Here is a 14,825-nt window from a genome sequence, read left to right on the forward strand (position 1 = left end):
AATGGGGTCAGGTTCGCGAACCTGACCCCATTGTTACAACCTCGTCGCCGGCCACGACGAGGACTTGGTCGCCCTTGCGCGGCCGCACGAGCGCCGACCCGGTGAAGGCACCGAACGAAGGCAGCACGCCGACCCGCGGCCCGAACCAGAAGCACGGCAGCCTGAGCGCCTGCCCGCCGCGCTCGAAAAGACGAACGGCCGGATGGATGTGGCCCGCAAGCGCGTAGGCGCCCGCAACCGGCGCGGGTTCGTGCACCAGGGCAAACGGGCCCAACCGCTCGCCCGGCTCAACGCAGCGAATGTTCCATTCCGGCGGGGGATCGCCGGCGCGCTCGTCGTGGTTGCCACGCACGAGCGTCACGGCGAGATCCGGCCGCGTATCGCGCCACGCCGCGAACCGGGCGAGCGTCTTCTCCGCCCTGCCCTGCGCGCTGTGCAGGAAATCCCCGAGGATCACCAGGTGCGCCGCCGGGCCCGACGAAAGTGCGCGATCGAGCCGCTCGAGGCTTTCCGTGGTCGTGCCCGCGGGCATCGGGATCCCGGCGCTGCGAAAGCTTGCCGCCTTGCCGAGGTGGAAGTCCGCGATGAAGAGCGTCTTCGCGGCCGGCCACCAGACGGCGCGCTCCGCCATCAGGACGAGGCGCTCCCCGGCAACGAAGCACTCCGAAAATGGGGACAGACCCCTTTTCGGGAAAAAAGGCCTGTCCCCTGTTTCGGTCACGTGAACAGCTCCGCCTGGGCGCCGTCGTCCGCCTCCTCGACGGCGCTGTCGAAGTCGAGTTGCATGCGGCGCACGCGATCGGCGAGCTTCTCGCTGGTGAGCTTCTCGCGCAGCCGCGCCACCATCAGCGGGAACGCGAAGGGCGTCGGCTTGTGCGTGCCGCGCAGGACGACCGGGGAAGCCGAAATCCGCGCCACGGCCGCAGCAAGCCGCGAGAACTGCAGCTCCCGTTCCAGCACCTCCCGCTCCGCCTGCGCGAGCAGCGGGTTGCCCGCGTCCCACCGTGCGAATACCTCGTAGATGAGGCCACTGGTGGCCTGCACCTGCTTGTTCGTCTTCGGCTGCCCGGGATAGCCCTGGAACACGAGCCCGGCCACGCGCGCGATCTCGCGGAACTGGCGCTTGGACAGCTCCGCCGCATTCAGGCTCGCGAGCACGTCGGCGAGAAGGTTCTCCGGCGAGAGGAGCCCGGCCCTGAGCAAGGGCAGCAATTCGAAGTGCTCGCGCGACAGCAACTCGAAGCCGTAGTCGTTGAAGGCGAGCGAGAAGGACGCGGCGCGCGTTTTCGCAAGCCGCCAGGCGATGAGCGCCGAGAGCCCCACGTGCACGTGCCGCCCTTCGAAGGGATAGCAGAAGATGTGGTGCCCTTCGCGTGTCTCGCATTGCTCCACGAGGAGCTCGTGGCGGCGCGGGATGCGCGACCACGATCGTTGCAGCGCCAGCAACCGCTCGACCGCACGCATCTCCGGCTCGCTCTCGCGGCCGTCAACGTGCGCTTCCAGCAGCTCGCGCATGCTGTCGGCCACCTCGCTCGACAGCGGACTGCGCCCGCCCTGCCAGCGCGGCACCGTCGCCGACCCCGCCTTCGCCGGCCGCACCAGCGCCGTCATGTTCTCCACGCGGATCAGCTCGAGCACGTGCCCGGCGAAGACGAACGCATTCCCCGGCGTGAGCCAGGCGATGAACGATTCCTCGACGTGGCCCAGGCGCCGGCCGGTGAGGTAGCGAACGTCCATGGAGGCATCCGACACGATCGTGCCGATGGACATGCGATGCCGCCTCGCGATCGCGGCGTCCCTCACCACGTGCCAGCCGTCCACTTCCTCCACACGCCGGTACTCGGGGTAGGCCTTGAGCGATTCCCCGCCGCGCGTGACGAAGTCCATCGCCCAGCTCCACTGCGCGTCCGTGAGATCGTGAAAAGCGCGCGTGGACCGGACCTCCGCCTTCAGCTCTTCCTCGACGAAGCCCTCCCCCGCGGCGATGGTGACGAGGTGCTGCGTGAGCAGGTCCAGCGGATTTTCCACGGGCCGCCGCGACTCGATCCGCCGGGCCTGCGCCGCCCGTCGCGCAGCCGCCGCCTCCACGAACTCCATCGCGTGCGAGGGCACGCAGGTCACGCGGCTCACCTGCCCCGGCGCGTGGCCCGACCGGCCGGCCCGCTGCAGCAGACGCGCCACGCCTTTCGGGCTTCCGATCTGCAGGACGCGTTCCACCGGGGAGAAGTCCACGCCCAGGTCGAGGCTCGAGGTCGCGACGACAGCCTTGAGGCGCCCGTCCTTGAGCCCCTGCTCCACCCAGCGCCGCACCTCGGCGTCGAGCGATCCATGGTGCAGCGCGACCAGTCCCGCCCACTCCGGCTTCGCTTCGAGGATCGCCTGGTACCAGATCTCCGCCTGCGAGCGCGTGTTGGTGAAGACGAGCGTGGATCGCGAACCCTCCAGGACCCCGATCACGTCGTCGAGCATGACGAGACCCAGATGCCCGGCCCACGGGAAGTGCTCGGCTTGGGCGGGGATAAGCGTGTCGATGACCACTTGCTTGTCGGTGACGCCGAGAACCACGCGGCCGGGCGCGCCCGCCAGCAGCCGATCCCGCGCCTCGTCGAGATTGCCGAGCGTGGCCGACAGGCCCCAGAGGCGAAGCGACGGATTCCAGCGCTTCAGGCGCGCAAGCGCCAGTTCCACCTGCACGCCGCGCTTGTTGCCGAGCAGCTCGTGCCATTCGTCCACGATCACCAACCGCACGCTCGCAAGCCTTTCCCGCGCCTCGGCCTGGGACAGCATGACGCAGAGACTTTCGGGGGTCGTCACGAGAGCGCTGGGAAGCCTGCGCGCCTGCCGTGCGCGTTCCGCCGCCGGCGTGTCGCCGGTGCGCATGCCGACGGTCCACGTCAGGCCCGTTCCCTCGACGGCCTTCTGGAGCGACTGCACCGTGTCGCCCGCAAGCGCGCGCATCGGCGTGATCCACAGCACGCGCAGTGGCGGCGCCTTGTCACCGCCTTCCCCGATCGCCTCCACCACGGGGCCCAGGAATGCGGCCAGCGTCTTGCCCGTTCCCGTGGCCGAGTGGATGAGTCCCGACTCGCCCGCGAGGTAGGCGCTCCACACCTCGCGCTGGAAGTCGAACGCGCGCCACCCATTGGCCGCAAACCACGCCTCGACCCGTTCGAAAAGGGGTCTGTCCCCTTTTCCGGAAAAGGGGACAGACCCCTTTATCGGCGTCACGGCGGCAAGGGGAGTGGCCGTCCCTCGGACGAGGACGGCACGGCGATGCCCAGCAGTCCGGCCAGCGTGGGCGCGATGTCCACGACCTCCACGCGAGCGTCGATGCGGCCGGGCTTCACCCACTTTGGCCCGTAAAGGAGGATCGGCACGTGCGTGTCATAAGGATGCGGCGAACCGTGGGTGGCCCCGATTCGCGACGAGGAGAACATCCATCCGGGCTTCAGCACCACCTGCAGGTCGGCCGATCGCTCGCGATGCCATCCCGCACGCACCGCATCGAGGAAGGGCGCCGGAGGCGTCGAGGAATCCTCTACCTCCGCCCGCGTGAACACCCCCGCGATTCCCGGCTCCGCGAGCAGGATGCGCTTGGCTTCCGCGCCGAGCGCGACCGGATCCACGCCCTTGCGCGCGATGAGCGCGCGGTCGAAGAGGATGCCCTGCGCGCTCATGCCCCGGGCCCACTGCCCCTCGCCGAATTTCCCGTCCAGGCCGGCATTGAGCCGGGCGACCATCCGGCCCGATGCCAGCCGCCCGCCCTCGCGCCCCCTCGAGAGCAGGAACTCCGGCGCGGGCATGAACCCGTGGTCGGACGTGAGGATCGCCACGTAATGGTCCTTGCCGAGCTTGCGGTCGAGGTCCCGGAAAAAGGCGGCGAACAGGTTGTCCAACTGCAGCAGGTGGTCGTGCGAAAGTCGCGATTCCGCGCTCCACGCATGGTTCACGTAGTCGTGCGTCGAGAGGCTGACGACGAGGATGTCGGGCGCCTCGTCAGACCCGAGCGACTCGCCTTCGATCGCGGCGCGCGCGAAATCGAGCGCAAGGGCATCGAGGAAGGGGCTGCTTTCGAGGTTCGCGTAATACCTCGGCCCCGGGGAATCCTGGCCTTCGCCGATCACCATGGGCAGCCTGCCGCCAGGGGCGAACCACGCCTGGCCGTCGGGCAACGAGCGCGCGTAAGCCATTGCGGGCAGGAGCGGCGACCAGGTCGCCTTGAAATACCGGTCCGCCGGCTTTGCGCCATTGAACACCGTCACCCAAGCCGGATGCTCCTTCATGTAGTAGGTCGTCGAGGCGAACTGCCCCGTCTGCGCCATGAAGATATAGGCCGTGCCGTCGCGGCCCGCCGGCAGAATCGCGCCACGGTCCTTGCCCGAAATGGCGATCACCTTCGAGCGCGCGTCGGCGTGCCTGAGCACGTCGCCCAGCGATTCGACCTCGAGGTTCTTCGGGCTCGTGCCTGCGAACTTCGAGGTCTGGTGCCCGAGGTATCCGTGTGCCGGGTCGCCGGCACAGTACACCGGCTCCCCGGTGACGGGGTCGCGCCAGTCGTTGCCGATGATGCCGGTGCGGTGCGGATAGGCGCCCGTGAGGATCACGGCATGACCCGGGCCGGTCAGCGTATTCGCGTGGCCGTAGTGCGCATCGGCGAACCACGCGCCTTGCTCGAGGAACCGGTTCAATCCGCCGGGACCGAAATGGTCGCGGTAGCCGGTCACCTGGCCCTGCGGCAGGCCGTCCACCACGATGAGGACGACGAGGCGCGGCCTATCCGCGGACTCTGACGCCGGCGGAGCGGCGGCGCAGCCGGAGAGAATGACGAGTGCCGCGAACGCGACAAAGGCAAGCCGCGCAAGGGGGGAAGTCTTCATGCAATCGAGTCTATTAGAATTCGGGTAGCCATGCCCTTCGCCTACTACGACCGGCTCTCTCCCGCCCGGCAGCGCATCTACCGCAGGAGCGATGCGATCGCCCGCGTGGCGCTTCCCGATGCCGCCTCGCTGGTTGCGCTTGCCAAGGCGATCGAGCCGGCGCTCGCCACGGGCGAGCCGCGCGCCGCACAGGCGGCGTGCCAGGCGCTGGTCGATGCCCTCAACGCGCAGCTCGGCACACCCCCGGTTCGCACGCGCATCCTGGCGCGCCGGCCCAGCGACGCAGGCGGCGAGCTGCACGGCCTGTACGAGCCGGACAACGACGGGAAGGTCGCCCGCGTGAGCGTCTGGATGCGCACCGCCGCGCGCGACGACGTGGTTAAGTTCCGCACCTTCCTTCGCACGCTGGTGCACGAGATGTGCCACCACTTCGACTACGAGCTCTACCAGCTCGCGGAGACGTTTCACACCGAGGGGTTCTACGCGCGCGAATCGGCGCTGGTGCGCGAGGTGCTGGGCGAACCCGCGGCGCCCGCGCGGCCGGGGGGCTAGCGGTAGCGGGTGCGGCTGCGCCCTCTGTAGGGATCGTTATCCTGCTTGAGCTTGTTGCGGAACTCGTCTTCCTTCGCGACCTGGTCCTTCGCCACCTGCTCCTGGATCGCCGCTTCGCGCTCCTTCTGCTCGCGCTCGAATCTCTCGGCGGAGAACGGCTCCGCCGGCTTCTCATCCTCGGCCTTCACGGGTTTTGCCGGATCCATCATCCGCTCGCCGCGCTCGGCCTCGTATTCGGCCGCCTCGATGCGCTTCTGGATCGCCATGCGCCTGTTCTGGTTCCAGGCCGTCGACAGGGCGATGAAACCCACGAAGAGAAGCACGAACACGACCCTGCGGTAGCGCTCCCAGTTCTCCGCCCAAAGCCGTCGCGGCTTGAACAGTTCGCCGGCGATGGTGCGCGGGTCGATTTCCGACAGGGCCGCCGCCGGCTTCATGTCGTTCCCTGGCGCCGCCGCAGCGAGCGAGGCGTCGTAGCCCGCGCGCAGCTTCTCGTCGCCGAGGATCGACCAGGCTTCGCGAACGGCATAGATCTGGGCACGGGCCTCGTCGCCCGGGTCCGCCTCCAGCTTCGCGATGCGACGGCGGCAGGCGGCGGCGATCATCTCCCGGGGAGCCACGGGGGGCACGCCGACCAGGTCGTAGAGGCTCTTGTTCATGGACGGCGCTTCAGACGGGGGCGACCTTGAGCACTTCCTCGAGCGTGGTCATGCCCTGCGCCACCTTCACCGCTCCGGCGACGCGCAGCGGGCGCATGCCGGCGCGGTAGGCTGCCTCGGTCAGCGTCGTGAGGTCCGGCTCGGAAACGAGCAGGCGCTTGATGTCGATCGTGATGCTGAGGATCTCGTAGATGCCGATGCGGCCCAGGTAGCCCGTGTTCCGGCACTCCAGGCAGCCGACGGGACGCCAGACCTCCGCGGGCGGCGGGGACTTGAAGGGCGCGCAGATCGCATGCCACGTGGCGTGGTCGTCCTCGCGCTGGAAAGCGACCTTCTCCTTGCAATGCGGGCACAGCGTACGCACCAGGCGCTGGGCCATCACACCGAGAAGGGAAGCGTTGAGGAGGTAGGCGGGCACGCCCAGGTCGAGCAGTCGCGTGACCGCCGAGGGAGCATCGGTCGTGTGCAGCGTCGAGAGCACGAGGTGGCCGGTGAGCGCCGCCTGGATCGCCATCTCCGCGGTCTCCTTGTCGCGAACCTCGCCCACCATGATGATGTCCGGGTCCTGGCGCATGAGCGCCTTCACGCCGGAAGCGAACGTGACGTCGATGTCGTGGTTCACCTGCATCTGGTTCAGGCGCTGGTCCACCATCTCGATCGGGTCCTCGATGGTGCAGACGTTCACCTCCGAGGTCGAAAGCTGCTTGAGCGTGGTGTAGAGCGTGGTCGTCTTTCCGGACCCCGTGGGCCCGGTCACGAGCAGGATGCCGGCGGGCTGGCTGGTGAGGTGGTGCCAGGTCTCCGACTCGTCCTTGTTGAAACCCAGGTCGGAGAAGTCGCGCATCAGCACTTCCGGATCGAAGATCCGCATCACCACCTTCTCGCCGTGCGCGGTGGGCAGGGTGGACAGGCGCAGCTCGATCTCCTCGCCGTCGGGCATGCGCGTCTTGATTCGTCCGTCCTGAGGCCGGCGCTTCTCGACCACGTCCATGCGCCCGAGGATCTTGATGCGCGAGGTCATCGCCACCAGCACGGTATAGGGAATCTGGTACACCTCGTGCAGCACGCCGTCGATGCGAAAGCGGATTACGCCCACGTCGCGCCTGGGCTCCAGGTGGATGTCGCTCGCGCGCTGGTCGAAGGCGTACTGCCAGAGCCAGTCCACGAGGTGCACGATGTGGTGGTCGTTCGCGTCGAGCTGGCGGCCGGCCTGGCCCAGCTCCACGAGCTGCTCGAAGTTGGAGAGCCCGCTCGTCTGCACGCCCGCCTTCTCGGCGCGCTTCACGCTCTTGGCGAGGTTGTAGAACTCGCCCTGGTAGCGCTCGATGTCGGCGGGATTCGCGATCACGCGCTTCACCGTGAGCCGGAGCATCTCCGAGAGCTCCTTCTCCCAGCTGCGCATGAACGGTTCGCAGGTGGCGATGGTCACTTCCTTGCTGCTCGCCTCGACCGGCAGGATGCCGCGGCGCTGCGCGTACTCGGAGGACATCACGTCCGTCACGGCGCGCAGGTCGATCTTGAGCGGATCGACGTGATAGAACGGAATCTTCATCCGCGCGCCCAGCCACGCCGTGAGCGCCTCGGCGTTGAGCGTCCTGGCCGCCGTCGCGTGGGAGCGCAGCCGCGCCTCGCTGATGATCGTGATCGGATGCTTGCCGCCCCGGGCCCGGGCATGGTCCTGCAGGAGCTTGACCGCATCCTCGCGGCTCGCGTGCCCGTCCTGCACCAGCCACTCGAGCACTTCCTTCAGCGTGAGCTTGCGGTCAACGCCCGCGACGGGCGCCGGGGCGGGTGGGTTCGCGGCACTCGATGCAGGGGGGGCGGTCGCCATACCGGGATTCTATTACTTCGCCTTGGGCGCCACCATCATCGCGTTGAACCGGCGCTGCGCCCGCGGGGTGACGACGAGATCCTTGCGGGCCGCGAAGTCGAAGATCGGGTAGAAGACCGGGATCAGCGGCTGGTCCGCCATCGCGAGGTTGATGGCTCGCGCGAGCGTCTCGCGGCGTACCTCGTCGTCCATGGTCGCGTTGGACTCCGTGAGCAGCGAGTCGACGATCGGGTTCGAATAGCGCGTCCGGTTTGCCGTGCCGAACCCCTTGGCCGGATTGAAGCTCGCCACCAGCGCGCGCAGGCTGTTGGCGGCTTCCTCGGCTCCGTACTGGGCGGCGAACGCGCTGAACTCCTGCTTGGAAGCCCTCGTGAAGAACACGGCGCCGGGGAGCGTCTCCACTTCGGCCTTGAGCCCGGCGCGCGACCACATCTGCGCGATGGCCTGCGCCACCGAGCTGTCGTTGGGATAGCGCTCGGTGGTGGCGTGCAGGACGATGCGGAAGCCCCCTGCCCATCCCGCCTCCTTCAGAAGCGCCTGCGCCCTGGGCAGGTCGTACGGGTCGGGCTTGACCGTCTTGCTGGCGCCGGGGAATTCCGCATCGAGCAGCTGGCTCGCCGGAATCGCGCTGCCTTCCATGATCCGCTTCACGATCAGGTCCCGGTTGATGGCGAGCGACAGGGCCTTCCTCACGCGCGGGTCCTTGAGGGGGTTCGCGCCGAGCGGCTTGCCGTCCTTCGCGGTCACGAAGGGGGAGACCTCGCGGGCCGAGTCGAGCGCCACGTAGTGCACCAGCGCCGCGGCTCCGCGATAGAGGGCGAACTTGCCTTCCTTGCGCAGGCGGTCGAGATCCGGGATCGGCACCGCGTCGATCGCGTCCACCTGGCCGGACAGCAGCGCCGCGAGCCGCGTCGGGTCCTTGGCGATAACGGTCTCGGTGACCCTTGCCCAGTGCGGCCTGGCGCCCCAGTAGCGATCGTTGCGCTCGACCACGAGCCGTTCCCCGTTCACCCATTCGACCAGCCGGTACGGGCCGGTCCCGATGGCCGCCTTGCCCGAGTTGAAGTCGGCGGTGGTGGCCCCTTTCGCCGCCTTCGCCGAGACGATGAAGACGTTGGAAAGATCGTTGGGCAGCTGCGGGCTGGGCGCCTTGGTGCGGATCACGACCGTGTGGTCGTCCACTTTCGTCACCGTCTCGATGCCGCGCGTGAACTGGGAGAACGAGTTCGGTGAATTGGGGACGTTGGGCACCCGGTCGATCGTGAACAGGACGTCGTCCGCCGTGAAGGGCGACCCGTCGTGGAACGTGACACCCTTCCGGAGCCGGAATTCCCAGGTGAGGTCGTCGATGAGCTTCCACGACTGCGCCAGGGAAGGCGTCACCTTCAGCTTGCTGTCGAGGACCACCAGCTTGTCGTAGAGGTACTCGTGCGACGAGCCGGTGGGGAAGGCGGCGAAGAAGTGCGGGTCGAGCGTGTTGAGCTCGAGCTTGGTGCCCAGGACGAGATTCTGGGCGAAGGCGGCGGGAAGGAGGAGGCAGCAGGCGGCGAGGAAGAGAAGGCGGCGGAGCATGGCAGTACCTCGGGGCGAAAAAGCGGCGAAATGGGGACGGTTTTGGCGACGGCTTGCGGTGGCGTCGATGCCTGCCGGGACAGTGTAACCTGAGGCCATTGTCAATCCTGTCTCCACTTCCTATGCCATCCCCCCGCATTGCCATCGGCGCGTTCATGCTCGAGTCCAACTCCCATTCGCCCGTCGCCACGCGCGAGGAGTTCGCCGCCAACTACCTGTGCCTGGGCGGCGACATGCTGACCGACCTGCGCAGTCCCCACCCGATCGGACCGTTGACCCTGTCGGGCTTCGTCGACGCCATGGACGCCTCGGGCGACTGGACGCCCGTTCCCCTGATGGGGGCGACCGTCGGGGCGAGCGGCCCCATCGACCACGCCTTCTTCCTCGAGGTGGCCGACGGCATCGTCTCCCGGCTCGATGCCGCGTTGCCCGTCGACGGCGTGTTCCTCTCGCTGCACGGGGCGGCCATCGCCACCGGCCAGGTGGACCCCGACGGCGTGATCCTCGAGCGCGTGCGGCAGCTCGTCGGCCCCGGCATCCCGGTCCTTGCGACCCTCGACCTGCATGCCAACGTCTCGCGCCGGATGGTGGCCAACGCCAGCGTGCTGGTGGCCTACCGCACCAACCCGCACGTGGACATGGCCGAGCGCGGCGCGGAATGCGCCCGCCTCATGCGCGAAATCCTCGCCGGCGCGAAGCCGGCTGCCGCCTTCGTGAAACTGCCGATGATTCCGCCTTCGGTCACCCAGAACACCAAGAGCGGCCCGTATGCCGACATCATCGCGTACGGCCAGTCGAAGATCGACGCCCGGGTGATGAACGTCTCGGTCGTGAGCGGCTTCTCCCTGGGAGACACGCCGAAGAACGGCATGAGCGTCACCGTCACCACGCGCGGGGACGCCACGCTCGCCGAGGCCCTCGCGAAGGACATCGCGCGCAAGTGCTGGGCCGAACGCAATCGCTATGTGCCGCACCTCACGAATCTCGCCGATGCCACGCAGATGGCGCTCGATTGCGGGCGCGACGCGGCGAAGCCTTCCCTCATTTTCGCCGACGTGGCCGACAACCCGGGCGGCGGCGGGCGCGGCAACACGGTCTGGATCCTGCAGGCGTTTCACCAGGCCGGCGTCCAGGGCGCGCTCCTGGGCATCTTCTTCGACCCGGCGCTGGCGGCCGAGGCGCACGCGCTCGGCAAGGGCGCGGCTTTGCGTGCCCGGTTCAATCGCGGCGAGACCCACCCGCTGTCGGGGACGTTCGAAGCCGACGCGGTGGTCGAAGGGTTGCACGACGGCAACGTGGTGGGCCGGCGCGGCATCGCTGCGGGACACACGATCGTGCTGGGGAAAATGGCCCTGTTGCGCATGGGCGGCATCCGCGTCGTGGTCGTGAGCGTGCGCCAGCAGTGCAAGGACACGGCGATGTTCGAGGTGTTCGGCCTGGACATCGCGGCCGCCCGCTCGGTGATCGTCAAGTCGCGCGGCCACTTCCGCGCCGCCTTCGACCTGCTGTTTTCCGACGAACGCATCGTGGAAGTGGACGTCCCCGGCCTCACCACGCCGGTGCTGTCGCGCGTGCCCTATCGTGACGTGCCGCGCCCGGTCTTTCCCCTGGACACCGACTTCGCCTGGTCCCCTTGAGGGCAAGGGCGCAGGCGGGTCACGCGCCGGGCACCCGCCTGCCGGCCCGCGAGGTCACCGGGCCCGCAGGGCGGCGCGTCCCGCGAATCGCGCCTCGCTGCCGAGCTCGGCCTCGATGCGCAGGCACTCGTTCCACTTCGCCATGCGCTCGGAACGGGCGAACGACCCGACCTTCAGCTGGCCTGCGCCCCAGCCCACCGCGAGGTGTGCGATGGTAACGTCCTCCGTCTCGCCGGACCGCGCCGAAACGACGGTTGCCCACCCTGCCTTCCGGGCGGCCGCGAGGGCGGCCACCGTCTCGGTGATCGTTCCGGCCTGGTTGGGCTTGAGCAATGCCGCGTTGCACTGCCCCCTGCGCCGCGGCCTGCGCGATGCGCTCCGCGCTGGTGACGAGGAAATCGTCGCCGATCACCTGGATCGAATCCCCGACGGCGGCGGTGAAGGCTCGCATGCCCTCAGGGTCATCCTCCGCGACGGGATCCTCGACCGAGGCGATCGGGTAGCTCCTCGTCCAGCCGAGCAGCATTTCGAGCCATTCGCCGCCATCGAATTCCCGATCCTCCAGACCCAGGCGGTAACGCCCGTTCGAGCCGAACTCGGAGGCCGCGATGTCGAGCGACATCACCACGTCGTCATGGCCGAAGCCCGCCTTCCCGATCGCCCGGGCGAGCATGTCGAGCGCCTCGTCGTTGGCCCGGAAGTCCGGCCACCACCCGCCCTCGTCGGCCACGCCGCAGCGCCGCCCCGCCGCTTGCATGAGTTCCCCCGCCGCGCGGTACACCTCGGCCACCATGACCATCGCCTCGTCGAAGCTGCGCGCCCCCACCGGCATCACCAGGAAGTCCTGGATGTCGACGCGCCGGCCGGCATGGGCACCGCCGCCGAAGATCTGGACCTCCGGCAGGGGCAGCGTGACCGGCGCTTCGCCAGCGACATGCCGCCACAGCGGCAGCCCGCGAGCGGCCGCGGCCGCGGCAGGACAGCCATCGACGTGGCGATGACGGCGTTGCCGCCCAGTCGCGATTTCTGCGCGGTGCCGTCAAGCGCAATCAGCGTTTCGTCCACCTCCGCCTGGTTCGCGCCCTCGCGACCCACGAGCGCGGAGGCGATCGGGCCGTTCACGTTCGCCACCGCCCTGCCGCGACGTCGAACCCGCCCAGAGCGCACCGCCGTCCTCAGGTCGATCGCCTCATGGCTTCCGCGGGAGGCTCCCGCCGGCGCGATGCCGCGTCCCCGCGCGCCTCCCGCCAGGAACACCTCGACTTCGACGGTGGGCCTGCCGCGGGAATCCCAGATGCGGCGGCCTTCCACGCGGGCTATGGTCGTGTTCATGGGGCGTGCTCCCGGCTCCATCGGTGACGAATCTCGGCAAGGCTCGTCGAGCCGCCAAGAAGAAGCGACCGCGCGAAGTTGCGCACGCGCGAGCGCGCAGCCTCCTCGGTGAGATATTCCACGGGCGACTTGCCGTCCACTCGGGCGAGCAGCATCGCCGCGAGGAGGCGACAGGCGCGCGACTCCAGATGCACAGCGGGCTCCCAATGGACGCCGTCGAGGTAGGTCGCGCAAAACGCGTCGAAGCACGCCAGGTAGGCTGGCGCCGCCTGGGGCCGGACGGCGCACTTGAGCAGCAGGTGGTTGAGGCAGAACGCGACGTCGAACGCCGGATCGCCGTACCACGCGCACTCGGCATCCAGCAGCACCGGTCCGCGTTGCCCCACCAGGATGTTCTTCGGACTCACGTCCCCGTGGACCAGCGCGAGCCGGGTGCCTGCCGTCGACTCGATGAGCTCGCGCAGGATTCGCGCGCAGTCGGCGTTCGCGTCGGCCGCCGCGCCGAAATAGGGATCCAGCCGAAGGGCGAGGAAGTTCGCGTCGTTCGCGAAAGCGGCAGCGCACCGTTCGTCGCGCGCGGTCGCGTGGTGGACGCGGACCAGCGCGCCGGCCACCGCAACAGCCGTTTCCCGCTCGGCACGGCCCGCGAGCAGCTGCGATTTCCAGACGGGATAGTCGGCGGGTTCGAGGTAGGCCATGGCGAAAGTCCAGGCTTCGCTATCCTCCCCCAGGATTTGCGGCACGATCCCGGGCACCACGCCTGCGGCGACCCGCATCCAGGCGACCTCGGCGCCATTGCGCTCCAGCGGCGCGGTCCAAATTGCAGCGACCTTGAGCCTCGCCAGCGCGCGCTTGATGCAAAGGGTGCCGCGCGTGGAGTCGACGCGCACGATGAGCGAGGAGACGCCGCCCGCGAGGGGAGTGAACTCCGGCACCTCTCCCGCGGCGAGGAGCCCCATCCGGGCGAGGGAGGCAGCCAGACTGCAGATTTCGTCGGCGTCGAGAGGCACGGTCGGTTGCCTGCGCGCTAGGTGTGATTTCTATGAAGGTTGTTCATCCGAGCTAAACCCGAGAAGCTGGTTGGTGCGAGCCGACCAACATCAAGGGAGAAGCCCGGATGAACATCCATGAGAATGCCCGCACCACACCTGCCAGTCGAGAGTTGCTTGTCCGCCGCATTCTGGAGGCGGGCTGGAGTGTTTGCGAGGCGGCGCACGCCGCCGGTATCAGCCCGCGTACGGCGTACAAGTGGCTCAGGCGCTTCCGAGACGATGGGTTGGCCAGTCTTCGCGACCGCTCGTCGAGAGCGCATCGGCAGCCACACGCGCTGCCGGACGACTGGGCCGAACTTGTTGAGTACTTCCGGCACTTCCGTCAGCCCGCACGAGCCATCGGAGAGCAACTGGGGCTTGCGCGCTCGACCGTCAGCGCGGTACTGGCACGCCGAGGTCTGGGCCACAGCACGCCCCTCGAGCCTGTACGGCCGCCCTGTCGCTATGAACGACGCCGGCCTGGCGATCTGCTTCACCTGGACATCAAGAAACTCGCCAGATTCCGCAGTCCGGGTCATCGCGTCACCGGCAACCGCACCAGCAAGAGCTACGGCGCGGGGTGGGAGTTCGTCCACGTTGCCATCGATGACCATTCCCGGATTGCATACGCCGAAGTCCTGCCCGACGAAAAGGGGGACACATGCGCAGCCTTCCTGCATCGCGCCCACGGCTGGGTATGCCAAGCAGGGAATCACGATCAAAGAGCTTGCTCACCGATAACGGCACAGGCTACCGATCCCATCGATTCCGTGATGCCTGCCACACGTTGGCGCTGCGACATCTGCGTACCAAGCCCTACACCCCGCAAACCAACGGCAAGGCAGAGCGCTTCATCCAGACCATGCTCAGGGAATGGGCCTACGGACGCGCATACCTCACCAGCGCTATCCGCACGCAGCACCTCGCCCGATGGCTTGCCTTCTACAATCAGGAGCGACCACATGCTAGCCTCAATTACCTCCCACCCATCAGCCGACGGCCGCAAGTTCGTGAACAACGGTCGTAGAAACCACAGCTAGGGCGGCGGCGCGGGCTCGGCGGGATGGTCCCAACTGCGCGGGTCCTCGAGGGATTCGAGGTGCGTGAGCACCTCGACGTGCGGCATGGCCGTCTCGATTTCCTGCTCGAGGCGGTGAGCGAGGTCGTGGCCGTCGTGCACGGTCATGGAGCCGGGAACGAGGATGTGCACGTCGACGAAGCTTTTCTTGCCCGCCGCGCGCGTGCGCAGGCGGTGGTAGTCCCCGCCGATCGCCTTCACCTGTTCGAGCACGGCCACGATACGGTCGCGCTCGTCGGCGGGAATGGCGCGATCC

General features: G+C 68.5%; 10 protein-coding genes and 2 pseudogenes. 3 read left to right on the forward strand and 9 right to left on the reverse strand.

Annotated features, from left to right (window positions below; genetic code table 11):
* Nucleotides 1-7: 7 nt before the first annotated feature.
* From pdeM to IPP91_20255, 3 genes are read right to left on the reverse strand one after another with little or no spacing between them, the layout of a single operon-like run.
* On the reverse strand, nucleotides 8-679 hold the full coding sequence (gene pdeM, locus IPP91_20245) for a ligase-associated DNA damage response endonuclease PdeM (GenBank protein ID MBL0144364.1): 672 nt from the start codon (nucleotides 677-679) through the stop codon (nucleotides 8-10).
* A 38-nt stretch (nucleotides 680-717) separates the two neighbouring features.
* Nucleotides 718-3,219, reverse strand: a complete 2,502-nt coding sequence (locus tag IPP91_20250) for a ligase-associated DNA damage response DEXH box helicase (GenBank protein MBL0144365.1) — start codon at nucleotides 3,217-3,219, stop codon at nucleotides 718-720.
* Nucleotides 3,220-3,224: 5 nt separating this feature from the next.
* Complete coding sequence (locus IPP91_20255; protein ID MBL0144366.1) at nucleotides 3,225-4,877, reverse strand: alkaline phosphatase family protein; 1,653 nt, start codon at nucleotides 4,875-4,877, stop codon at nucleotides 3,225-3,227.
* A 30-nt stretch (nucleotides 4,878-4,907) separates the two neighbouring features.
* On the opposite strand from IPP91_20255, the gene IPP91_20260 reads away from it, so the two are divergent.
* Complete coding sequence (locus tag IPP91_20260; GenBank protein MBL0144367.1) at nucleotides 4,908-5,429, forward strand: hypothetical protein; 522 nt, start codon at nucleotides 4,908-4,910, stop codon at nucleotides 5,427-5,429.
* Here IPP91_20260 and IPP91_20265 read toward each other — a convergent pair.
* The 3 genes from IPP91_20265 to IPP91_20275 are packed head-to-tail and all read right to left on the reverse strand — an operon-like array spanning nucleotide 5,426 to nucleotide 9,491.
* Nucleotides 5,426-6,088 (reverse strand): hypothetical protein, encoded by a 663-nt coding sequence (locus IPP91_20265; protein MBL0144368.1) that lies wholly within the window; start codon nucleotides 6,086-6,088, stop codon nucleotides 5,426-5,428. The two genes, IPP91_20260 and IPP91_20265, sit on opposite strands and share 4 nt — an antisense overlap.
* A 10-nt stretch (nucleotides 6,089-6,098) precedes the next feature.
* Nucleotides 6,099-7,919, reverse strand: coding sequence for a type II/IV secretion system protein (locus IPP91_20270; protein MBL0144369.1), 1,821 nt, complete (start codon nucleotides 7,917-7,919; stop codon nucleotides 6,099-6,101).
* Between the two features lie 12 nt (nucleotides 7,920-7,931).
* Nucleotides 7,932-9,491 carry an ABC transporter substrate-binding protein gene (locus IPP91_20275; GenBank protein ID MBL0144370.1) on the reverse strand — a complete coding sequence of 520 codons (1,560 nt, stop codon included), beginning with the start codon at nucleotides 9,489-9,491 and terminating at the stop codon, nucleotides 7,932-7,934.
* Between the two features lie 122 nt (nucleotides 9,492-9,613).
* On the opposite strand from IPP91_20275, the gene IPP91_20280 reads away from it, so the two are divergent.
* A complete protein-coding gene (locus IPP91_20280; protein ID MBL0144371.1) occupies nucleotides 9,614-11,128 on the forward strand; it encodes a M81 family metallopeptidase in 1,515 nt (504 codons plus the stop codon).
* A 54-nt stretch (nucleotides 11,129-11,182) separates the two neighbouring features.
* Here IPP91_20280 and eno read toward each other — a convergent pair.
* Both eno and IPP91_20290 read right to left on the reverse strand, forming a co-directional pair.
* Nucleotides 11,183-12,460, reverse strand: a pseudogene (eno, locus tag IPP91_20285) (phosphopyruvate hydratase).
* A complete protein-coding gene (locus tag IPP91_20290) occupies nucleotides 12,457-13,419 on the reverse strand; it encodes a phosphotransferase (protein MBL0144372.1) in 963 nt (320 codons plus the stop codon). Before IPP91_20290 ends, eno begins: the two are co-directional and overlap by 4 nt.
* Nucleotides 13,420-13,577: 158 nt before the next feature.
* Between IPP91_20290 and IPP91_20295 the strand changes: the two are divergent.
* A pseudogene (locus tag IPP91_20295) lies at nucleotides 13,578-14,518 on the forward strand (IS481 family transposase).
* Nucleotides 14,519-14,527: 9 nt separating this feature from the next.
* Here the strand turns inward: IPP91_20295 and IPP91_20300 are convergent.
* On the reverse strand, nucleotides 14,528-14,825 hold a 298-nt coding region (locus IPP91_20300; protein ID MBL0144373.1), incomplete at its 5' end, for a cation-efflux pump.

Source organism: Betaproteobacteria bacterium (genome assembly GCA_016720855.1).
Lineage (GTDB): Bacteria > Pseudomonadota > Gammaproteobacteria > Burkholderiales > Usitatibacteraceae > FEB-7.